Annotated in this window: 19 protein-coding genes and 1 riboswitch; of the genes, 8 read left to right on the top strand and 11 right to left on the bottom strand. The window is 74.3% G+C overall.

Annotated elements, in window-relative coordinates:
- The first annotated feature begins 24 nt into the window (after positions 1–24).
- From BGO37_RS07985 to BGO37_RS07975, 3 genes are all read left to right on the top strand, one after another.
- On the top strand, positions 25–1,956 hold the full coding sequence (locus tag BGO37_RS07985; protein ID WP_291753754.1) for a penicillin-binding transpeptidase domain-containing protein: 1,932 nt from the start codon (positions 25–27) through the stop codon (positions 1,954–1,956).
- A gap of 8 nt (positions 1,957–1,964) precedes the next feature.
- Positions 1,965–2,945, top strand: a complete 981-nt coding sequence (locus BGO37_RS07980; RefSeq protein ID WP_291753753.1) for an aldo/keto reductase — start codon at positions 1,965–1,967, stop codon at positions 2,943–2,945.
- Positions 2,946–3,144: 199 nt separating this feature from the next.
- A riboswitch (cyclic di-GMP riboswitch) is annotated at positions 3,145–3,220 on the top strand.
- Between the two features lie 15 nt (positions 3,221–3,235).
- Complete coding sequence (locus BGO37_RS07975) at positions 3,236–3,385, top strand: hypothetical protein (protein ID WP_291753751.1); 150 nt, start codon at positions 3,236–3,238, stop codon at positions 3,383–3,385.
- Positions 3,386–3,389: 4 nt separating this feature from the next.
- Here BGO37_RS07975 and BGO37_RS07970 read toward each other — a convergent pair whose 3' ends face one another.
- The 9 genes from BGO37_RS07970 to purB all read right to left on the bottom strand — a co-directional run bounded on the left by BGO37_RS07970 (position 3,390) and on the right by purB (position 14,221).
- The gene (locus tag BGO37_RS07970) at positions 3,390–5,900 is read right to left on the bottom strand and encodes a lysylphosphatidylglycerol synthase transmembrane domain-containing protein (protein ID WP_291753749.1); all 2,511 of its coding nucleotides are present in this window, start codon (positions 5,898–5,900) and stop codon (positions 3,390–3,392) included.
- Positions 5,901–5,961: 61 nt separating this feature from the next.
- Positions 5,962–6,786, bottom strand: coding sequence for a CPBP family intramembrane glutamic endopeptidase (locus tag BGO37_RS07965; protein ID WP_291753748.1), 825 nt, complete (start codon positions 6,784–6,786; stop codon positions 5,962–5,964).
- A gap of 107 nt (positions 6,787–6,893) precedes the next feature.
- Complete coding sequence (locus BGO37_RS07960; RefSeq protein ID WP_291753745.1) at positions 6,894–7,121, bottom strand: hypothetical protein; 228 nt, start codon at positions 7,119–7,121, stop codon at positions 6,894–6,896.
- On the bottom strand, positions 7,118–8,053 hold the full coding sequence (locus tag BGO37_RS07955) for an SPFH domain-containing protein (RefSeq protein WP_291753743.1): 936 nt from the start codon (positions 8,051–8,053) through the stop codon (positions 7,118–7,120). Before BGO37_RS07955 ends, BGO37_RS07960 begins: the two co-directional genes overlap by 4 nt.
- A gap of 176 nt (positions 8,054–8,229) precedes the next feature.
- A complete protein-coding gene (locus BGO37_RS07950; protein WP_291753740.1) occupies positions 8,230–10,779 on the bottom strand; it encodes a cation-translocating P-type ATPase in 2,550 nt (849 codons plus the stop codon).
- A 93-nt stretch (positions 10,780–10,872) separates the two neighbouring features.
- A complete protein-coding gene (locus BGO37_RS07945; RefSeq protein WP_291753737.1) occupies positions 10,873–11,103 on the bottom strand; it encodes a heavy-metal-associated domain-containing protein in 231 nt (76 codons plus the stop codon).
- Between the two features lie 16 nt (positions 11,104–11,119).
- Positions 11,120–11,401, bottom strand: a complete 282-nt coding sequence (locus BGO37_RS07940; protein ID WP_291753734.1) for a metal-sensitive transcriptional regulator — start codon at positions 11,399–11,401, stop codon at positions 11,120–11,122.
- Positions 11,402–11,559: 158 nt separating this feature from the next.
- On the bottom strand, positions 11,560–12,438 hold the full coding sequence (locus BGO37_RS07935) for a hypothetical protein (protein WP_291754554.1): 879 nt from the start codon (positions 12,436–12,438) through the stop codon (positions 11,560–11,562).
- A gap of 370 nt (positions 12,439–12,808) precedes the next feature.
- Entirely contained in the window at positions 12,809–14,221 is a 1,413-nt protein-coding gene (gene purB / locus BGO37_RS07930) for an adenylosuccinate lyase (RefSeq protein ID WP_291753731.1), read from the bottom strand.
- A 98-nt stretch (positions 14,222–14,319) separates the two neighbouring features.
- Here purB and BGO37_RS07925 point away from each other — a divergent pair, with 98 nt between their 5' ends.
- Positions 14,320–14,811 carry a hypothetical protein gene (locus BGO37_RS07925; RefSeq protein ID WP_291753729.1) on the top strand — a complete coding sequence of 164 codons (492 nt, stop codon included), beginning with the start codon at positions 14,320–14,322 and terminating at the stop codon, positions 14,809–14,811.
- A gap of 219 nt (positions 14,812–15,030) precedes the next feature.
- Positions 15,031–16,824: a hypothetical protein gene (locus BGO37_RS07920; protein WP_291753727.1), complete on the top strand. Its 1,794-nt coding sequence runs from the start codon at positions 15,031–15,033 to the stop codon at positions 16,822–16,824.
- A 3-nt stretch (positions 16,825–16,827) separates the two neighbouring features.
- Here BGO37_RS07920 and BGO37_RS07915 read toward each other — a convergent pair whose 3' ends face one another.
- Positions 16,828–17,229, bottom strand: a complete 402-nt coding sequence (locus tag BGO37_RS07915; protein ID WP_291753725.1) for a phage holin family protein — start codon at positions 17,227–17,229, stop codon at positions 16,828–16,830.
- Between the two features lie 130 nt (positions 17,230–17,359).
- Here BGO37_RS07915 and hisC point away from each other — a divergent pair, with 130 nt between their 5' ends.
- Positions 17,360–18,436, top strand: a complete 1,077-nt coding sequence (gene hisC / locus BGO37_RS07910; protein ID WP_291753723.1) for a histidinol-phosphate transaminase — start codon at positions 17,360–17,362, stop codon at positions 18,434–18,436.
- 12 nt (positions 18,437–18,448) lie between these two features.
- Here hisC and BGO37_RS07905 read toward each other — a convergent pair whose 3' ends face one another.
- Positions 18,449–19,276, bottom strand: a complete 828-nt coding sequence (locus BGO37_RS07905; protein ID WP_291753720.1) for a GyrI-like domain-containing protein — start codon at positions 19,274–19,276, stop codon at positions 18,449–18,451.
- Between the two features lie 222 nt (positions 19,277–19,498).
- Between BGO37_RS07905 and pdhA the strand changes: the two genes are divergently transcribed.
- Together pdhA and BGO37_RS07895 are read left to right on the top strand one after the other, a co-directional pair.
- Positions 19,499–20,629: a pyruvate dehydrogenase (acetyl-transferring) E1 component subunit alpha gene (gene pdhA, locus BGO37_RS07900; protein ID WP_291753718.1), complete on the top strand. Its 1,131-nt coding sequence runs from the start codon at positions 19,499–19,501 to the stop codon at positions 20,627–20,629.
- Positions 20,626–21,675, top strand: coding sequence for an alpha-ketoacid dehydrogenase subunit beta (locus BGO37_RS07895; protein ID WP_291753716.1), 1,050 nt, complete (start codon positions 20,626–20,628; stop codon positions 21,673–21,675). Before pdhA ends, BGO37_RS07895 begins: the two co-directional genes overlap by 4 nt.
- The last annotated feature ends 1 nt before the right edge of the window (position 21,676 follow it).

Here is a 21,676-nt window from a genome sequence, read left to right as displayed (position 1 = left end):
GCAGGGGCGCGCAGGATCCGGACGATGACGGCGGCGCTGGCCGCCGTCGCCGTGCTCGCGGGGGGCCTCGCGGCGTGCTCGCCGAAGCGCCCGACCCCCGACGCGGCGGCCGGTGCGCTCGCGGCCGCGCTCGCCTCGGGCGACTTCTCGCGCGTCGCGCTGACCTCCGGTGCGCCGGACGCCGGCCGGCTCGCCACCGACCGGAAGGCGGTCTTCGAGGGCCTGGGCGGGGCGACCCCGACCGTCACGCTCGCCTCGGTGGCGGTGGACCCGAAGGATGGCACCCTCGCCACCGCGGCCCTGCACTGGTCGTGGGACCTCGGCACGTCCCGGCCCTGGACCTACGACGTGACGGCCCGGCTCCGGCTGGCGACGGTGGACGCCGGGCAGGCGTGGCAGGCGGAGTGGCGCACGTCGCTGCTGGCACCCGACCTCGTCGATGGCGAGAAGCTCGCCGTGCAGCGGCAGGCCGCGCCGCGGGGCACCGTGCTGGCCGGCGACGGCCAGGTGATCGTCGAGCCGCGGCCGGTGTGGCGGATCGGGATCGACAAGACGCACGTCGACGCGGCCGGCCAGGACGCGTCCGCGCGCGCGTTGGCCACCGCCCTGCACCTGGACCCCGCGGCGTTCGCCGCGCAGGTGGCGGCCGCCGGTCCCCAGGCGTTCGTCGAGGCGATCACCGTGCGGCAGAACGACCCCGGCTACGACGTCCCCGCACTGAAGAAGATCGCCGGCGTCAACGCGGTGGCCGACCAGCTGCCGCTCGCGCCGACGCGCCTGTTCGCCAGGCCGATCCTCGGGCAGGTGGGGCAGGCGACGAAGGAGATCGTCGACGCCTCGGGCGGCGCGATCGTCGCGGGCGACCTGACCGGCACGTCCGGCCTCCAGCGGCAGTACGACGCCCAGCTGCGCGGCACGCCCGGGCTGACGGTCGTCGCCGCCAACGGCCCGGTGACCCGCCAGCTGTTCCACGTCGACGCGGTCGCCGGGGTGCCCCTGCAGACGACCTTCGACATCGCCCTCCAGGAGAAGGCCGAGCAGATCCTGGCGCCCGTCCCGGGCAACGCGGCACTCGTCGCGATCCGCCCTTCGACGGGCGAGGTGCTCGTCGCGGCCAACGGCCCGAACGGCGACGGCCTGTCGACGGCGACCGTCGGCCAGTACGCGCCCGGGTCGACGTTCAAGGTCGCCTCCGCGCTGGCGCTGCTGCGCACCGGCATGACCCCGACCAGCACCTTGTCCTGCCCGACGAGCGTGGTGGTCGACGGCTACACCTTCACCAACGTGCCGGGGTACCCGACCCGGGCGCTCGGCACCATCCCGCTCACGACGGCGTTCGCGCACTCCTGCAACACCGCGTTCGTCGGCCAGGCCGGGAGGGTGTCGCAGCCGGCGCTCGTCGCCGCCGCCCGGTCGCTCGGGCTGGACCCCGCGCCCTCGCTCGGCTTCCCGGCGTTCCTCGCCTCCCTCCCCGCCGACTCCACGGGGACCGACCACGCCGCATCCCTCATCGGGCAGGGCCGCGTCATCGCGTCGCCGCTCGGCATGGCGGTCGTCGCCGCCTCCGTCGCCGCGGGCCGCACGGTGACGCCGGTGCTGGTCAAGCCCGCTTCCTCGTCGGGCACCGCGGCGGCCGACGAGACCCCGACGCCCGTCGCCACGGCCACCGAGCCGACGACGCCGGCCGCGCCCCTGACCCAGGCCGAGGCGGACACCCTGCACCAGCTGATGCGTGGCGTCGTCACGGACGGCACGGCCACGGTGCTCCAGGCCGTGCCGGACGTCGCCGCGAAGACCGGCACCGCGGAGTTCCAGACGACGAACGGCCTGGCCAACCACGCGTGGCTCATCGCCATCCACGGCGACCTCGCCGTGGCGGCCTTCGTCGAGACGGGCGACTTCGGCGCGACGACCGCGGGACCGCTCGTGCGCGCGTTTCTCACCGCGGCCGGCTGAGCGGCAGGATGTCCCCGCACGACGACGAGGAGGTCTCGATGTCCTGGATGCGGCCGCTGGGTGCGACCGGCCTCGAGGTCTCCGCGCTCTGCCTGGGTGGCGGGCCGCTCGGGAGCATGCCGCGGCTGTTCGGCCAGGAGACGCCGGCCGAGCGCGGCATCCGGACCGTGCTCGCCGCGCTCGACAGCCCCATCCGGTTCATCGACACGTCGAACGGCTACTCGGACGGCGAGAGCGAGCGGCGCATCGGCGAAGCGCTGCGCCGGGTCGGGGGCGTGCCGGCGGGCGTCGTCGTCGAGACGAAGACGGACCCGAAGGACGGCGACTACTCGGGCGACCGCGTGCGCCGCAGTGTCGAGGAGTCGATGGAGCGGCTCCGTCTCGACCGCCTGCCGCTGGTGCACCTGCACGACCCGGAGTTCCACGAGTTCGACGACATCGCCGGGCCGGGCGGCGCGGTGGACGCGCTCGTCGCGCTGCGCGAGTCCGGCGTCGTCGGCGCGATCGGCCTGGCCGGTGGCGACGTGCGGGTCATGGCGCGCTACCTCGCCCTCGAGGTCTTCGACGTGCTGCTGGTCCACAACCGCTGGACGCTCGTCGACCGGTCCGCCGGCCGGCTCGTCGCCGAGGCGCGTCGGCAGGGGATGGGCGTGCTCAACGCCGCGGTCTACGGCGGCGGCATCCTCGCCCACCAGGACGACGCGGGCAGCCCGACGACGTACGGCTACCGCCCGGCGCCCCCGGCCGTGCTCGCCGCGGTGTCCGCGATGCGCGCCGTCTGCGCCCGCTACGGCACGGACCTGCCGACCGCGGCGCTGCAGTTCTCCGTCCGGGACGAGACGTTCGCGTCGACGATCGTCGGGATGTCCCGGCCCGAGCGGATCGCGCCCACCGTGGCCGCCGCGCAGGCCTCGTTGCCGCCTGATCTCTTCGCCGAGCTGGAACAGGTGCTGCCGTCGGAGGATCACTGGCTCGACGCCCCGCTATGACTCTGGCAGGTCAGGCCATGTGTCCCACAATGACTGGCGCGGCCGCCCGCGTGAAATCGGTTCCTCGCGCGCTCAGTTGAACGCTCACTAATGGTCTGACCTGCGCGGACGCCTGCGCCGGGTGAAATCGCTCCTCCGCCCGTTTTGGTCGTTCTGACGGACTTCCACCGGCCCGTTGTCATCGTCTACTGTCTCGTCTGTCAGCGAAAGGCAAACCCGCCGTAAGGCGGGGACGCAAAGCCACGGGACCCAGCCGGGTCAGCCGGGCTACCAGAAGACAGGACAGGCAGATGGAACAGCGCGGGCAGGCCGCAGGGCCGTACAGCTCCCCCACTCCGCAAGCCGAGATCCCGAACGCGCGCCTGCAGGTGTGGGCCCGCCGGGCCGCGGAGATCGGAGCGCTGACGGTGCTCCCGACGCAGGAGAGCGCCGCCGCCTGACGGCCTAGAGCTCTCCCACCCGCTGCAGGTGGCGCATCGCCACCCAGCCCAGCGGGATCCGTAGCCAGTAGGTGAGCACGCGGAACAGCACGGCCACCGAGAAGGCGACACCAGCGTTGATCCCGGCAACGGTGCCGAGGCCGGCCGCCAGAGCGGCTTCCGTCGTGCCCACCCCGCCCGGTGTCGGCACCATCGCGCCGAGCGTCGTGCCGGCCAGGTAGACGATCGCCACCTGGACCAGGCTGGCCCGCTGGCCGAGCCCCTGCATCGCCGCGTCGAACGCCAGCACGTACCCCAGCGTCGTCACGAGGTTTCCGCCGAGGCCCAGCAGCAGGCGCCCGGGCTGCCCGACGACCTCGACGAGCCTCGGCCACGTCTGCCGCAGCGTCGGCATGACGCGCTTGCCGACCCACGCCCGCACCTGGGGGATGAGCAGCGTCGCGGCGAGGGCGACGACGACGATCCCGATGACCGCGAGCACGGGCGGCGACAGCGGCACCGGCGACTGCTGCTGCGTCCCGGACGTCAGGGTGAGGACGACGAGCAGCAGCACCGTGACCACCATCTGCGACACCTGGATCAGCGCGACGGTGGCGGTGGCGAGAGTGGTGGAGACGCCGCGCCGGGTCAGGGCGCGCAGGTTGAGCGCCGCCGGTCCGATGCCCGCCGGCGCCGCGAGCGCGACGAACGAGGCGGCGGCCTGCACGATCATCGAGCGCCAGAGGCTGAGCCGCACCGGCGAGAAGGCGACGAGGCTGAGCGCCGCGCCGACCAGCGTCACCATGCCCAGGAGGAACGCGAGCAGGGAGAACCGCGGGTCGCTGCTGCGCAGCGCGTCGCCGATCTGGTGGACGTTGATCGTCGTGAGGATGACGAAGGCGGCGACGAAGGTCACGACGATCGTCAGCACGGTCCTGGCCCCGAACCGCACCAGCCGGTAGGGCTCGATGCTCGCCTCCGGCAGGCGGGCGACGATCTGCTGGCGCAGCTCGGCCAGCACCTCCTTGTGGTCGCGCATGAGGTCGCGCGTCTGGCGCGGCAGCGTGATGGTCTGCAGCATCGGGCCGATCGCCGCGACGTCGTCGTCGGCCAGCGCGTCCGCGACGGAGCGCACGGCCCGCGCCGCCCCGACGCGCAGCGCGAGCACGGCCAGCATCTGCGTGATGTCGATGCGCCGCGCCAGGTCGGAGGAGGCGACGTCGCCGGAGTCCCAGCCCGTGAGCCACACGCCGTGGTGGCTCGCCCCGGGTCCGACGAGCACGGTGTCGCCGGTGATCGCACGGTGGGCGATGCCGGCGTGGTGCGCCGCGCGCAGCTGGCCCCAGACCTCCGCGAGCAGGTCGTCGGTCAGCTCGTCATCGGGCACGAGCGTCAGCGGGACGGCGCCGGACGGGTGCTCCTGCAGCAGCATCATCGAGTCGGCGTTCTCGCTGAGGCGCAGCAGCCGTGGCGTGTGCACACCGGCCGCCGTGGCCGCGTAGGCCAGCAGCGCCGCGCGCTCGGACGCCTGGCGCAAGGAGACGATGTTGCGCCCCTCGATGCCCCGCAGCCGCAGGCTGCGCCACGTGCGCGCCAGCACGCCGAGCACCTGGCGGTCGCCGTCGAGCACGCGCAGGTCGAGGACCTCGTCGTACGCCGTGCGCACCTGGTAGACCCGGGCGTCCGACGAGCGGACGAGCGCGGCCGAGGCCTCGTCCGGCGTGGGCAGGTTGTGCTCGCGGTGCAGCTGCTCGGCTGCGACCCGCGTGTCGGCGTCCGGCACCCGGACCAGCGACACCGGCGTGTAGCCGGCCCGGCGGATGCCCGCGACGAGCGCGTCGCCGTAGGCCCGCTCCGGGGAGACGCCGGCGAGGTAACGGACCCCGAGGCCCGCGAGCCGGCCGAGCGCGAGCGCCAGGGCCACGCCTGGCAGCGAGACCTGCGCGGTGATGAGGGTGACGCCGATCGCCGTCCACAGGGCGTTCCAGCTCCAGCGCACCGAGCTGCGGTGGGCGCGCGGGCCGGCCAGCGTCAGCAGCGCTGCCAGCATCGCGACGTAGCCCGGCAGCGTCAGCACCTCGACGTTGGCCCCGCTGTCGGTCTGGACAACGGACATCGTGGCGACGAGCTCATGGCTGCCGAAGGTGGTCAGCGCCCAGTGCCCGAAGGTGGTCAGCGCGAGGCCCGCCGCGCCGGCGGCCGACGTCTCGAGCAGCAGGCGGCCCTGCCGGCGCACCGCGAGGTCGATGAGCACGGCCAGCGGCACGAGCACCGTCACCAGGGAGACCAGCGCCGCGACGGGCACGAAGAGGATGCGGCGCAGCAGCGTGGCGAAGCCTTGCACGTCCTCCGCGATGCCGCCGGTGGTGTTGTGCGCGTACGCGGCGAGGACGATGACGAGCACCGCGCCGAGCGCGGCGAGCACGACCCCCAGCAGGTCCGACGGGTGGTGCACGCGGGCCGCGGGGATGTCGACGATCTCGACCGGCCCGTCGACGGTCCGGTCGGTCGCGGCTCCCTCCTGCGCCGTGCTCACCTGGGCGAGTCTAGGCAGCGACGCGCCGCCGGACGGGGCTTCCGGGGGCATGGCCGCCGCCTCAGGTCAGCCCCAGCGAGGCGAGCCACCCGTGCGGGATGAGGTCGTAGCCGACGAACACCACCATGTCCATGAGGAAGTGCGCGACGACGAGCGGGGCGACGCGGCGCGTGCGCCGGTAGTACTCGGCGAAGACGAGGCCCATGATCGCGTTGCCGAAGAACGGGCCCCAGCCCTGGTAGAGGTGATAGGAGCCGCGCAGCAGGGCCGAGGCGACGACGATCGCCGGCCCGCGCCAGCGCAGCTCCTTGAGCCGCTCCGAGAGGTACCCGACCGCCACGACCTCCTCGAGCAGGCCGTTCTGCGCCGCCGCGAGGACGAGCACGGGGATGGTCCACCAGTGGGCGTTGAGAGCGCTGGCCTGCACCTGGACCGTGATGCCGATGGCCCGCCCCAGGGCGTAGAAGCCCAGCCCCGGGATGCCGATCGCGGCGGCGAGGCCGGCGCCCCAGCCGAGGTCACGCCACGGCCGCTCACCGGTGAGGCCGATGCGGCGCAGCGCCGAGCGCCCCGGTTCGCTCAGCAGGTACAGCGCCAGCGCCACGGGCAGAGCGGCGAAGAGGATGCCCGTCAGCTGGTAGGTGAGGTCGAGCAGCGGCCGGGGGGACACGCTGACGTTGAGCGCCGTCGACTGCGACTTCAGCGGGGGGCCGGCGGTGAGCTTGGCGACGAGGCTGATCACCGCGTAGACGGCCGACTGGCCCAAGGACATGCCGAGCACGATCCAGATCTCGCCGACGCGGCGTCGCCGGTGGGCGGTGCTCGCGTCGGCCACGTCCACGGCGGGTGCGGGCGTGACCGGCGTCGGGGTCTCCGGCACGGCCATGGCGTCGGAGCCTACGGCGCCGGCCTGGGAGTTCGCTGACGATCGGCGATGAGGGGTGCGGCCCGTCCGGCCGCGACCTTCCGTGAACCGTGGCTCGTCGGGCGCGGTCACGTCGTCGACGGGCGGCCGGGCCGGCGCGGTGGCGTCAGGCCCTGGGGCGCGCGGCCGGACCGGGCCAGGGCCTCCCGCAGCAGGAGGTCGATCTGCGCGTTGACGCTGCGCAGCTCGTCGGACGCCCAGCGCGCCAGGGCATCGTGGACGGCAGGGTCGAGCCGCAGCAGCACCGCCTTGCGCTCACGCGCGGCGGGCCGCTGCGGCTCTTCCTGCTCCGTCACTGGTAGAGCGTCCCCGTGTTGACGACGGGAGTGGCCCGCGCCTCGCCGCAGAGCACGACGAGGAGGTTCGAGACCATGGCGGCCTTGCGCTCGTCGTCCAGCGCGACGACGGAGTCGGCCTCGAGCCGGCTCAGCGCGTCCTTGACCATGCTGACGGCGCCCTCGACGATCCGGCTGCGGGCGGCGATGATCGCGCCGGCCTGCTGCCGCTGGAGCATCGCCCCGGCGATCTCGGGCGCGTACGCGAGGTTGGAGATGCGCGCCTCGATCACCTCGACGCCGGCGATCGCCACGCGCGCGGCCACCTCGTCGGCGATCTCGCCGGAGACGACGTCGGTGGCTCCGCGCAGCGAGCTCTCGCGGGCGTCGGCGTGGTCGTACGGGTGGGACATCGCCACGTGCCGCAGCGCGGACTCGGACTGCACGCGCACGAAGTCGCCGTAGTCCTGGACCGCGAACACCGCCTTGGCGGTGTCGGCCACCTGCCACACGACGATCGCGGCGATGTTGACCGGGTTGCCCTCCTGGTCGTTGACCTTGAGCTCGTTCGTCTCGAAGTTGCGGACCCGCACCGAGACGCTGCGGCGGGTCGCGAACGGCACGGTGAGCACCAGGCCGGTGCGGCGCACGGTGCCGACGTAGCGGCCGAAGAACAGCACCACCCGAGTGCTGCCGGGGCTGACGATCGTCAGGCCCGTGAAGATCGCGACCCCGACCAGGACGAGGGCGATGCCCACGAAGGCCGGTGCGTCCGTGCCGGACGAGTCGGCCTTCGCGAAGAGCACGACGGCACCGGCGAGCGCGGCGACCGCGACGAGCGCGGCGAGGAACGCCGCGCCGCCGCCGAGCGACCAGGCGGGCCGCTCCGTGACGTCCACCCGCGCGCCGGGACGGACCCCCACCGGCCCCTGCGCGGTGGCGATGTCAGACATGTGGACTCCTTGCGAGTGCGCGCCGGGCGTTCCGGCGTCGCGATAGCAAAGTGATATCACATATACGCCTCGTCGGGAACCGGCGCACGCCGAGCGCCGCCGTCGTGCGCCGAGCGCCGCAGAAAGGAGTGCGGCGCTCGGCGGACGAGTGCGGCGTTCGGCGCTGGGCGAAGCGGCTAGGCGAACCGGCGCAGGCGCAGCGAGTTGGTCACGACGAGCACCGAGCTGAAGGCCATCGCCGCGCCGGCGATCATCGGGTTGAGCAGCCCGAACGCGGCCAGCGGGATCGCCGCCACGTTGTAGCCGAACGCCCAGAACAGGTTCTGCTTGATGATCCGCAGCGTGGTGCGGGAGAGGCGGATCGCCTGGGGCGCCGAGCGCAGGTCGCCGCGCACGAGCGTCAGGTCGGCGGCCTGCATCGCGACGTCGGTGCCGGTGCCCATCGCCAGGCCGAGGTCGGCGGTGGCCAGGGCGGCGGCGTCGTTGACGCCGTCGCCCACCATCGCGACGGTCCTGCCCTGGGCCTGGAGCCGCGCCACGGCGGCCACCTTGTCCTCGGGCAGCACCTGGGCGACGACGTCCTCATCCGCGATGCCGGCCTCCCGTGCGGCCGCCCGGGCGGCGCCCGGGTTGTCGCCGGTGAGAAGCACCGGGCGCAGGCCGAGCGCCCGCAGCTCGGCGACCGCCTGGGCGCTCGTCGGCTTGAGCGGGTCGCGCAGCACCAGCACGCCGCGTGCGGCGCCGTCCCACCCGGCCATGACGGCCGTCCCGCCGTCGGCCTCCGCCGCCTCCAGTGCACCGTCGAGCGCCGAGGTGTCGACGCCCCCGTCGCGCAGGTAGGCGGGGCTGCCGACGAGCACGTGCCGCGCCTCGCCGCCGCGCCGTACGTCGCCGGCGACGCCGCGTCCCGGCACCGTGACGAAGCCGCTCACCGCGTCCGCCGACGTGGTCGTCGGCGCCACGTGCGCCCGGGTCGTATCCGCGCTGGAGTCCGCGAGCGCGATCGTCGGCACGGCAGCCCGTGCGGACGCGGCGTTCGTGCCGTCGGCGGCATCCAGGGTCGTCGTGGTGAGCGTGCCGGCGCCGCCGGTGGCCGCGGCGATCGCCGCCGCGACGGGGTGCTCCGAGAGGCGCTCGACCGCGGCGGCCCACGCCAGGACGTCGTCGCGGGACTCGCCCGGCGCCGGCACCACGTCCACGAGGGCCATCCGGCCCTGCGTCAGCGTGCCGGTCTTGTCGAGCACGACCGTGTCGGCTGTCCGCGTGCGCTCGAGCACCTCGGGCCCGGAGATGAGGATGCCGAGCTGGGCGCCACGGCCGGTACCCACCAGGAGCGCGGTCGGCGTGGCCAGGCCCAGCGCGCAGGGGCACGCGATGATGAGCACCGCCACGGCGGCGGTGAACGACTCCTGCACGCCGTGCCCGGTCGACAGCCACACCGCCAGCGTGAGCAGCGCCAGCGTGATGACCGCGGGGACGAACACCGCGGAGATCCGGTCCGCCAGCCGCTGCACCGGGGCCTTGCCGGTCTGCGCGGCCGAGACCAGTCGTCCGATCTGCGCCAGCCGGGTCTGCTCGCCGACGCGCGAGGCGCGCACGACGAGGTGGCCCGACGTGCTGACGGTGGCGCCCGTCACCTCGTCGCCCGGGCCGACGTCCACCGGCACCGGCTCGCCGGTGAGCAGCGACGTGTCGACGGCCGCCTGGCCGGACTCCACGACGCCGTCGGTGGCGATCTTCTCGCCGGCACGCACGGCGAACAGGTCGCCGACCTGCAGGTGCGCGACCGGGACGCGGCGCTCGACGCCGTTGACCAGGAGTGCGACGTCCTTGGCGCCGAGGTCGAGCAGCGTGCGCAGGGCGTCGCCCGCCCGCCGGCGGGCGCGGTGCTCGGAGTAGCGCCCCGCGAGCAGGAAGGCCGTGACGACGGCTGCGGCCTCGAAGTACAGCTCAGGGTGGGACATCGCGCCGGTGCGAGCCGGGACGAGCGTGGCCGACATGCGCAGCCCGAGCTGTCCCGTGCCGCCCAGCAGCAGCGCCCACAGCGACCAGCCGGTCGCAGCGATGACCCCGATCGACACCAGCGTGTCCATGGTGGACGAGCCGTGCCGGGCGGCCCGGGCCGCCGCCTTGTGGAACGGCCATGCCGCCCAGGTCACCACGGGCATCGCCAGCACGGCGACCACCCACTGCCAGCCGCGGAACTGCAGCGGCGGCACCATCGACAGAAGCACCACCGGCACCGCGAGCACGGCCGCCACCCGCAGCCGGCGGCGCAGGTCGTCGCCCCGGGTGTCCGTGGGCGCCGACGTGTCGGCTGCTTCGTCGTGCTCCATGCCCGGATGCGACATGCCGGACAGCGCCATGTCGTCGGTGGCCCGGTCCGCGTCGTCGTCTCCGGCCCGCTCCTCGGTCGCGATCGACCCGTCGGACGTGACGTCGTGCGTCGCGTCGACCACGGCGGCCGCGGCCGCCCGGGCGAAGGCGGGTTGCACCAGGTGCGCGTCGTAACCCGCCGCGCGCACGGCGGCGACCAGGGCGTCGAGGTCCGCCGGCGCGGAGCCGTCGGTCGGGGGCGCGACGACCACGTGCGCCGACTCCAGCGCGAGGTTGACGGTCGCCTGGACGCCCGGCACGCGGTTGAGCTTCTTCTCCACCCGTGCCACGCAGGACGAGCAGGTCATGCCCTCGACGGCGAGATCGATCTCCAGCGCGTCGGTACTCATCGGGTCTTCTCTCGGGGTTCGTCACGTCTCGTCGCACCCGACGACCCCGGCCGGCCTCTCGGGGCCGGGGCGTGGGGCGCGACGTCGGAAGGGCTAGAGCAGCGAGCGGCCGGGCGTCAGGGCGTAGCCCGCCTCGACGACGGCGGCCTCGACGGCCGCGGGGTCCAGGGGGGCCTCGGACGTCACGGTGACGGACGACGAGCCGCCGACGACGAGGTCGATCTGCACGTCGTTCACGCCGGGAAGCGCGGTGATCTCGGACGTCACGTGGTGCACGCAGTGCGCGCAGGTCATGCCGTCGACGGAGTAGGTGGCGGTGGTCATGGTGCTCCTTCGGGGTTCAGCTCTTGACGAGTCGAGCAATGGCGTCGCTGGCCTCGCGGACCTTGGCGGCGCCCTCGGCGGGGTCACGGCGCGCGGCGTCGACGACGCAGTGGCCGAGGTGGTCCTCCATGAGGCCGATGCTCACGGCCTGCAGTGCCTTGGTCACCGCGGAGATCTGGGTGAGGACGTCGATGCAGTAGACGTCCTCGTCCACCATGCGCGCGATGCCGCGCACCTGGCCCTCGATGCGCTTGAGACGCTTGAGGTAGGCGTCCTTGTCGGCGGTGTACCCGTGCATGCCACCACTATACCCCTAGGGGGTACGGTATGGCGCGCCGCGCACGGGCAGCGTCACCCACGGCAAGAGGTCGGTGCAGGCCCGCGCAGGGCCGCACGCGACCGTACCGGTGCGGCCGCACGCAGGGCAGCGCCCAGGGCGACACGTCGGCGCGAGGGTTACGCCTGCACCCAGCGGTCGGTGAGGGCGTGCGTGCCCCGGCCCGGCGTCGCTGCCGGGCCGGGAGACCATGTCGCCGGCACCACCTGGTTGGTCGTGAGGTCCGTCAGCTCCGCGGCGTAGACCTCGGTCTCGTACAGCCCCGCCTCGATGCGGAACAGACCGAGCCGCTCGGCACGCTGCAGGTCGTCGCCCAGGTGCGAGATGCGGGCGACGACGTACCGCTGCGCGTCCTGCCACTGGTCGACGACGCGCACCGCCAACCCGTTCCAGCGCGCGGTCAGGTCGAGCTCGAACAGCTCGCTGACGGCCTCGCGCGGCACGCGCCGGAACCACCGGCCGGACGGCGCCTGCTCGAAGCCCGTCTCGGCGAGCGGCGGGTTGGCCAGCGCCAGGACGACGGTGCGGCCCTCGTCGACCACGTCCGCCTCGAGGTACGCGCCGTGCCACTTCGCGACCGGGCCGACGCAGCGGGACAGCGACGCCATCGGCGGGCGCAGGCCCTCGTGCCCGGCGAGGGTCCAGCCGGTGCCGATGTCGCCGTAGCGCGCGAGCAGGGTGCTGGTCCCGTCCCGGTGGATGCGGACCAGCTCGGCCTGCGGGGGGATCCGCGAGTGACGCAGCCACCACAGCGGCACGATGTAGCCCGGCACGTCCCGGTACTGCAGCTGCGGCGCCGACCAGAAGCGCAGCACGTCGATGTGCTCGTCCCAGCGATGGAACGGCGAGCCCGGGTAACCGAGGCCGTGGACCTCGTAGAGCTGCGCGGGCGTGGTGGCGAACGCGACGTCCGAGGCCCGGACCACGTAGCCGCCGAGCCGGTCGTACCCCTGCGTCAGGTGGGCCGCCGACAGGTCCGGCGTCACCGCCTTCTGCATGAGGATCACAGCGCCGCCTCGCGGGGAATCGGAGGAATCGGAGGTTCCGGAGGAACCGGACGCAACGGCCTCGATCCTGCCCCGGGTGAAGCGGGCGTGTCCAGGGCTCGGTGCCGCTCCGGGACCGATCACCCGTTCGGCCTAGCAGGTGGCCGCGTCAACCTCCCGCGACTCCCGCGGCGGGCCCCGCAGCGCCGCGGAGGCCCACCCCGCGCGCTGCGACGTCGATAGCTCCGTGCACCGTCGATAGCCGCAGCCATCGACCTCGCGTGCGGCTGTCGACCTCGCGGCGGGGGGCGGCCGGCCGCGAGCCGGCGGGTGGAGGACGGTCGCGATGCGGGGGCGTCGCCGCGCTGGCGGAGGCGGGCGGTCAGTCCCGCAGGTGGTCGACGAGGTCGGCGGCGAGGCCCGTGTACGTCGCCGGGGTCAGCGCCGACAGCCGCGCGGCCAGCTCCTCGGGCAGCCCGAGCGAGGCGATGAAGCCGCGCATGTCCTCGGCCGTCAGGCGGCGGCCCCGGGTGAGCTCCTTGAGCCGCTCGTAGGGGTTCTCCATCCCGGAGACGCCGGCGACCGCGGCGGCCCGCATGGCCGACTGCACCGGTTCGGCGAGCACCTCCCAGTTGTCGTCGAGCTCGCGCGCGAGGAGCGGGGCGTCGACGTGCAGGGCTGCCAGCCCCCGGCGCAGGTTGTCGATCGCGAGCAGCGAGTGCCCGAAGGCCGGGCCGATGTTCCGCTGCGTCGTGGAGTCGGTGAGGTCGCGCTGCAGCCGGCTGGTCACCAGGGTCGACGACAGGGCGTCGAACAGGGCGGAGGAGATCTCGAGGTTCGCCTCGGCGTTCTCGAACCGGATGGGGTTGACCTTGTGCGGCATGGTCGACGAGCCCGTGGCGCCCGCCACCGGCACCTGCACGAACACGCCGCGCGAGATGTACGTCCACATGTCCGTGGCGAGGTTGTGCGCCACCCGGTTGAACCGGGCGACGTCTGCGTAGAGCTCGGCCTGCCAGTCGTGCGACTCGATCTGCGTGGTCAGCGGGTTCCACACCAGGCCCAGGTGCTCGACGAAGCCGCGCGACACCTGCTGCCAGTCCGCGCCGGGCACGGCCGCCAGGTGCGCGCCGAACGTGCCGGTCGCGCCGTTGAGCTTGCCGAGCACCTCGTCGGCCGCGATGCGGCGCAGCTGGCGGCGCAGGCGGTGGGCGAGGACCGCCAGCTCCTTGCCGAGCGTGGTCGGGGTCGCCGGCTGGCCGTGGGTCAGCGCGACCATCGGCAGGGCCCGGTGCTCGTCGGCCATCGCCGCGAGCTGGTCGGCGAGCGCGGTCGCGGCCGGCAGCCACACCCCCTGCACCGCGCCGCGGACCATGAGCGCGTAGCAGAGGTTGTTGACGTCCTCGCTGGTCAGCGCGAAGTGGACGAGCTCACCCACGTTCGGCAGCGCGGTCGCGGCCGGCGCGGCCGCCAGCCGGCGCTTGACGAAGTACTCCACCGCCTTGACGTCGTGGACGGTGGTCCGCTCGATCTCCGCCAGCTCGGCGATCTCGTCGGCGCCGAACGCCTCGGGCACGGCGCGCAGGTAGGCCTCGTCGGCGGCGGTGAGGCGCGGGGCGCCGGGGACGACGTCGTGGCCGGTGAGGTAGATGACCCACTCGACCTCCACCGCGATGCGCGTGCGGTTGAGGGCCGCCTCGGACAGGTGGTCGACGAGCGGTGCGACGGTGGCGCGGTAGCGCCCGTCGAGCGGGCCGAGCGCGATGGGCGGGACGACGTCGGCGAGGCGGACCATGCCCCCAGTCTCCCAGAGGGGCGGCGGCCGGCGGCGGTGTCCGGACAGTGGACCTCCGGCCCATGCGGGCGGCGGCCGGCCCGTGCTCCCCTGGCGTCGTGGCTGAGCGGAAGGCCCGTCCGTCCCCCGCCTCGCGCCGCGCCGGGAACATCGTCTCGGTCGTCATCGACGCGGTGCTGCTGTGGGGCGCCCACCGCGTGCTCGGCTGGGGCTGGTTCCCCTGGCTCACCCAGGCCTGGGAGCAGGTGCTGCCGATCCTCACCGCCTCGCTGGTGGTGGCGATCGTCGTCAGCGTGCTCTACCTCGGCTACGACGGCGTCTGGCTGAAGGCGCCCGGCGACATCGTCATGGCCGCGTTCGGCATCGCCGTGGGGATGCGGATGTGGCGGGTGTTCCCGTTCGACTTCTCCGCCTACGCCTTCCCGTGGACCACCGTCGTGCGCGTGCTCATCGTGCTGTCGATCGTCGGCAGCACGATCGCCATCGTCGTCGAGGTGGGGCGGCTCTTCCGGGCGGCGCTCGGCGGTCCGGCCCCCAGCCCGGGCACGCGCGAAGCGCGGCACGACGAGACGGCACCGCCCGCCGTCTGACCGCCGCCCGCCGGCCGGCGCGTCCCATCCGCGAGCCGTCCCGAGGCCGTCAGGCCCATCACGCTCGGGGGCCGTGGCCGTCCCGTCTCGCTCGAGAGCCGGGCCCTGGCCGGCACGTCCCGCGTCCGAGCCGTCCCCAGCCCGCGCGGCCGCCGCGTCTGCTCGTGGCCGTCGCCGGCCCCGCCTGACGCGCCGCGCGCGCCTCCTAGCGTCCGGCCGGTGTCCTGGCCCGACCCCACCGACCCGGCCGCCGCCGGGCGCGCCCGCGTCGTCACGGCGCGCGACGACGTCGCGCTCGCGCGCGCAGGCGTGGTGACGGCCGAGCGGGTGCCGTGGACCGGCTCGGCGGCGGACCGCTATCGCTCCGCAGTGGGCGACGAGCACGGGCGCCTCGATCGCCTGCTCGCCGCCCTGGAGACGCTGCTCGCCGAGCTCGGCCTGCCGGGACCGTGGCCGGCGACGAAGGGCGAGGTCGTCGCCGGCGCCACCTGCTGGGGCGCGACCGGCCGGTCGGTGCGCCTGGGCGCCGGAACGTTCGTCTCGGTGGACCCGGAGGCGCTCGCGGACGCCGCCCGGAGGCTGGGGCTGGCCGCCGGCGCCCTCGACCGCGCCGCCGCGGACCTGGCGGTTGCGGTGTGGCCCGCCGCGGTGCAGGTCGGCGCGCTTGGCCCCCGGAGCGGGCTCGTCGTCGGGCTGCCCAGGTCGTCGGCCGGCGCGCTGATCGGCGTGCCCGGACGAGGCATCCCGGCCGGCGACCCACGTGAGGGCGACCCGTGGCCGGGCACGCTCGGGGTCGGCGGGGTGGCCGAGCGGGTCGCCACCCTGCGGGCCGGGCCGCTGGCGCCGGGGCCGGCGGCGATGCGGCTGCGTGAGCTCAGCGGCTCGGTACGGGCGGCCGCCCGCCTGCACGGTGACGGCGAGACCGCCACCCACCGACGCCTCCGCGGGCTGGCGGCCAACCAGGGGCACTTCCCCCTGGCGGGCGCGGCCGAGGTGCTGCCCGCGGCCGTGACGGCGCTCTGGCGAGCGGAGCTGCACGCGGGCCGCACGCTGCTGACCAGCGACGATCCGGTCGCCGCGCTGCGGCTCGACGCGGAGGAGGCATGGTCGGACGCGATGGCCGCCGGCGGCGCGGAGGTGGTGGTGCAGGGCCTCGGCGGCCTGCTGACCGCGGTGGTGCCCACCGTGCTGCCGGACCCGGTGACCGTGTCCTCGGGGGCGCTGGCGCTGCTGGCGCGCGGCGGCGCCGACGTGGTGCTGGTGCCGCGGGTCGACCCGCCGCGGCTGGCGCCGCCGCGCGGGCTGGCGGGGATCCTCGACGTCGTCGCGGCGACCTACGACGAGGGTCAGCCGACCGGCCTGCCCGGCACGCCCACCGCGACGGTCACGGTGGAGCGGCTCGACCACCCGGACGGCTCCCGGTCGTGGCTGGTGGCGGTGCCCGGGACGCAGTCGTGGGCGTTCGACGACGACGTCGCGACCGACATGGGCACCAACCTGCAGCTCGTCGGCGGCCTGGCCGACCCGATGACGGCGGGCGTCCTGGCGGCGATGGAGGCCGCGGGCGTCGCGCCCGACGAGCCGGTGGTGCTCGCCGGCCACAGCCAGGGCGGCATGGTGGCGCTGGCCGCAGCGGCCGCGGCGGCCGGGACCTACCGGGTCGGCGGCGTCGTGACGGCGGGCTCGCCCAGCGTGCCGGGGCGCACGCCGGCGGGGGTGCCGGTGGTGCGGATCGAGCACGACGAGGACGTCGTGCCGCAGGCCGACGGGGAGCCGACGGTCGCCGGCGGGGACGTCACGCGCGTCACACGCTCGCTGGCGGACGACCACCCGGTGCTGGTCAGCCAGGCGCACGCGGTGACGGGCTACGTCGAGACGGCACGCCTCGTCGACGCTCAGGTGGCGGCCGCACCGGGGTCGGCGCCGGGCGTGTCGGCGGTCACCGGTCTGCTGGGCGGCGAGGGCACCACCGCGACGACCTTCCAGTACCGCGTGAAGCGGGCCGGGCGGTAGCCGTCAGGCGTGGTGGCGGCGGTCCCGGCGGCCGATGATGACGGACAGGATGAACGAGAGCACCGAGATGATGAGCGCCGCCACGACGGCGATGCCGAAGCTCTCGATGTGCAGGCCCCAGTGCGTGAACCGCGTCAGCCAGCCCGTCAGCAGCAGCATGAGGGCGTTGACGACGAGCGTGAACAGCCCGAGCGTCAGGATGTAGAGGGGCAGCGACAGCAGCCGGACGATCGGCTTCACGATCGCGTTGACCAGCCCGAAGACCAGCCCGATGACGAGGAACGCCACCACGCGCTTCCACGTGGTGCTCGGGTCCGCGAGCACCACGTCGAACCGGGGTCGCAGGACGAGCGTGGTCACCCAGATGGCGACGCCGTTGATGATCACCCGCAGCACGAAGGCCATGCGCCGATCCTGGCAGAGGGCCTCGTCGTCGGCCACGGCTTGCGGATCAGGGTTCGCCCTGGTCGGACCCCGAATTCGTGGGGCACCGGACGCCCGGACCCGGCCGCCGGGCCGGTGGCATGCTGTGCGCGTGACGCGCGTCCCCACCCGCAAGGCCCTCGAGACCCTCCCGCCGTACGTCCCCGGGGCCCGGGTCCCGGTCGGGGCGGCCGCGTTCAAGCTGTCGAGCAACGAGAACCCGTTCCCGCCGCTGCCGTCCGTCATGGCGGCGATCGCCGACGCGGCCGTGGACGTCAACCGCTACCCCGACATGTACGCCACCGAGCTGGTGGAGGCCGTCGCCGCCCACCTGGCGGTGCAGCCCGACGAGGTCGTCATGGGCGGCGGCTCGGTCGCCGTCCTCGGCCACGTCCTGGCGACGGTGTGCGAGCCCGGCGCCGAGGTCGTCATGCCGTGGCGCTCGTTCGAGGCCTACCCCATCTACGTCACCGTCGCCGGCGCGACCGGCGTCCGCGTACCGATGACGGACGACGGCCGCCTCGACCTGCCCGCGATGGCAGCAGCCGTGACGAAGCGCACGCGCGTGGTGCTCGTCTGCACCCCGAACAACCCCACCGGCCCGGCGGTGCGGGCCGACGAGCTCGAGTCCTTCCTGTCCGCCCTGCCCGGTGACGTGCTCGTGGTGCTCGACGAGGCGTACGTCGAGTTCGTGGCCGACCCCGCCGCCGCCGACGGCCTGGCCACCTTCGCGAACCACCCCAACGTCGTGCTGCTGCGGACCTTCTCCAAGGCGTACGGGCTGGCGGGGCTGCGGGTCGGCTACGCGGTCGCGCGGCCGCGGCTCGCCGCGGCAATCCGCGCGGTGTCCACGCCGTTCGGCGTCTCGAACGTCGCACAGCTCGCCGCGGTCGCCTCGCTGCGGGCGCAGCGGGAGATGGCCGAGCGCGTGGCACGGCTGGTGGACGAGCGCGGCCGGATGCTCGACGGGCTGCGGTCGCAGGGGTGGGCCGTGCCCGACTCCCAGGCCAACTTCGTCTGGCTCGGCATCGGCGAGAACGCGACGAAGCTCGCGGAGCGGTGCACCCGGGCCGGGGTGCTGGTCCGGCCCTTCGCTGGCGACGGCGTCCGTGTCTCCGTCGGCGAGCGCGAGGCCACCGACCTCCTCCTCGAGGTGACGGCGGAGTCGCTGGACCTCGCTGCTCGCTGACCGGGGACGGCCCTACGCGGGCACCGCGATCGGGAACTGGATCTCCGTCAGGTACTGCGACGGGTCGGTGACCTCGCCCGGCGAGTTGAGGTACACCTCGCGCGGCGGGCCGGCGTGGACGTGGCCGTGCTCCTGCACCCAGGCCTCGACCGCGCGGTAGGCCGGCCCCTCCTCGTCGTACGGCCCGCGGTGGACCGTCGCCGCGACGAGGCCGCCGGGCAGCTCGGCACCGGTGACGCCCTCCTCGCCGGTGGTGGGGAACGGCGTGGCGACCGGGAAGCCGAGCTCGATCTCGCCGGGCATCTCGTCGTCCACCAGCTCGGTCATGACGAGGTACGGCGGACCGGCGATGGCGATGCCGGCGCGGGCGACGGCCGTGGCGATGGCCTCGTAGCCGCTGCCGACGTCCTGGCTGATGGTCTGTGCGCTGGTGCGGCGCCGCAGCACGGCCGCGTGCTGGGCCGGGACCTCCTTGACGGTGACGTCGTACGTCATGGGACTGCCCTCCTGGTCGATGAGACGGAGGAGGAAGGTGAGCATCCTCGTGCGCCGGTCGACCTCGTCCTGCAGCCGTGCGCGGTGCCGGTCGAGGAGCTTGGCGACGACCTCGCGGTCGTCGGTGGCCAGCGCCTCGCGGACCTCGTCGAGCGGCATGTCGAGCGAGCGCAGCACGCGGATCACCTCGGCCGCCGTGACCTGGGCGTACGTGTAGTAGCGGTAGCCCGACGAAGGGTCGACCCAGGCCGGAGCCAGCAGGCCGGACTCGTCGTAGTGCCGCAGCGCCTTGATCGACAGCCGGGTGACGCGCGAGAAGCGTCCGATCGGGATGAGGTTGCTCATCGGTTCCTCCACGACCACCGTCGGCTCTCCCCTGGAGGGAGAGTCAACCGGTTCCGTGAAGTTCTCGTTGTGGATCACGACCGGGACGTCAGGAAAGTGATCAGTGGGGTGTCGACAAACCGCGGCGGACCGGTTTGTCGGCGGCCCCTGTGGAGAAACCTACGGGACCGTAGCCTACGCTGGCGTAGGTTCGGCGCCCCGGTCGGCCGGAAGGAGCACCACGTGACCGACTCCCCGCTCGGCCCCCTCTCCGAGGACGGCCTGGTCCGCCTGCTCACCCCCGCAGGCGAGCGGATCGCATCTCCCGCGTACGACGAGCACGCGGCGTCGCTCACCCCGCAGACGCTGCGTGGCATGTACCGCGACATGGTGCTGGCCCGCCGGTTCGACGTCGAGGCCACCGCCCTGCAGCGGCAGGGCGAGCTGGCGCTGTTCGCGCAGGCGCTGGGCCAGGAGGCCGCGCAGATCGGCTCGGCGTATGCGCTGGCCCCGCAGGACCACGTGTTCCCCTCCTACCGCGAGCACGGTGTGGCGCTGGTGCGCGGCGTGGACCTCGTCGACGTGCTGCGGCTGTTCCGCGGCGTCGAGCACGGCGGCTGGGACCCCGTGGCGCACGGGTTCCACCTGTACACGCTGGTGGTCGGCGCGCACCCGCTGCACGCGACGGGCTACGCGATGGGCGTGCAGCGCGACGGGCTCGTCGGCACCGGCGACGCCTCCCGGGACACGGCGGTCCTCACCTACTTCGGCGACGGCTCGACGAGCCAGGGCGACGTCAACGAGGCGATGGTCTTCGCGGCGGTCAACCAGGCGCCGCTCGTCCTCTTCTGCCAGAACAACCAGTGGGCCATCAGCGAGCCGACGACGAGCCAGGCGATCGCCCCGATCGCCAACCGGGCCCCCGGCTTCGGCATCCCGTCGGTGCGGGTGGACGGCAACGACGTCGTCGCCGTGTACGCGGTCACGGCGGCCGCGCTCGAGCGGGCGCGCACGGGCGGCGGGCCGACGTTCGTCGAGGCGCTGACCTACCGGATGGGTGCGCACACCACGTCCGACGACCCCAGCCGCTACCGCACCTCCGAGCAGGAGCAGCACTGGCGGCAGCGCGACCCGATCGACCGGCTGCGGGCCTACCTCGAGCGGCTCGGCGAGCTGCCCGAGGTGTTCCGGGCCGAGCTCGCCGGCGAGGCCGAGGCCCTCGGTGAGCGGCTGCGCACCCAGGTGCGCGCGATGGGCCGCCCGGCGGCCGACCGGATGTTCGAGCACGTGTACGCGACCCCGCACGCGGTGGTCGAGACCGAGCGTGAGTGGTTCGAGGCCTACGAGGCCTCGTTCGAGGGGAGCGGGCGATGACGACGACCGAGATCCGGCCGGCGGTCCCCGCCCCCGCCGGCGGCGTGCAGCGACTGACGTTCGCCAAGGCGATCACCGCCGGCCTGCGCCGAGCCATGGCCGACGACCCGTCCGTGATGATCATGGGCGAGGACGTCGGCCGGCTCGGCGGGGTCTTCCGGGTCACCGACGGGTTGCACGCCGAGTTCGGCTCGACCCGCGTCGTGGACACGCCGCTGGCGGAGTCCGGGATCGTCGGCACGGCCATCGGGCTCGCCCTGCGCGGCTACCGGCCGGTGGTGGAGATCCAGTTCGACGGGTTCGTCTTCCCCGCGTTCGACCAGATCACCACGCAGCTGGCGAAGATGCACTACCGCTCGCGCGGCCAGCTGACGGTGCCGGTCGTCATCCGCATCCCTTACGCGGGCGGCATCGGCGCGGTCGAGCACCACAGCGAGTCCCCCGAGGTGCTGTTCGCGCACACGGCGGGACTGCGGGTCGTCTCGCCGTCGTCGCCGGCCGAGGCCTACACGATGATCCGCGCGGCCATCGCGTCGCCGGACCCGGTGCTGTTCTTCGAACCCAAGGTCCGCTACTGGGACAAGGGCGAGGTCGACCTGGGGCCGTCGGGCACGGCGCATGGCGCCGGCGCCGACCTGTCGATCCTCGACACCGCCCGCGTCGTGCGCGCCGGTACCGACCTGACGCTCGTCGCCTACGGGCCGACGGTCGCGACCGCGCTGGGGGCGGCCGAGTCCGCCGCCGCATCGGGGACGTCCATCGAGGTCGTCGACCTGCGGGCGCTGTCGCCGCTCGACCTGCCGACGGTGGCGGCGTCGGTCCGCAAGACGCGCCGCTGCGTCGTCGTGCACGAGGCGCCGGTGCTGTACGGCGCCGGTGCGGAGGTCGCGGCGCGCGTCACCGAGGAGTGCTTCTACCACCTGGAGGCGCCCGTGCTGCGGGTCGGTGGGTTCCACATGCCGTACCCGGTGGCGAAGGTCGAGCACGACTACCTGCCGAGCCTCGACCGGGTGCTCGACGCGGTCGACCGGGCGATGGGGTTCTGAG

It is taken from the genome of Cellulomonas sp. 73-92, from assembly GCF_001898175.1.
GTDB lineage: Bacteria > Actinomycetota > Actinomycetes > Actinomycetales > Cellulomonadaceae > Cellulomonas.
The sequence above is the reverse complement of the archived record's forward strand: the minus strand, read 5'-3'. Positions and strand labels throughout refer to the sequence as shown.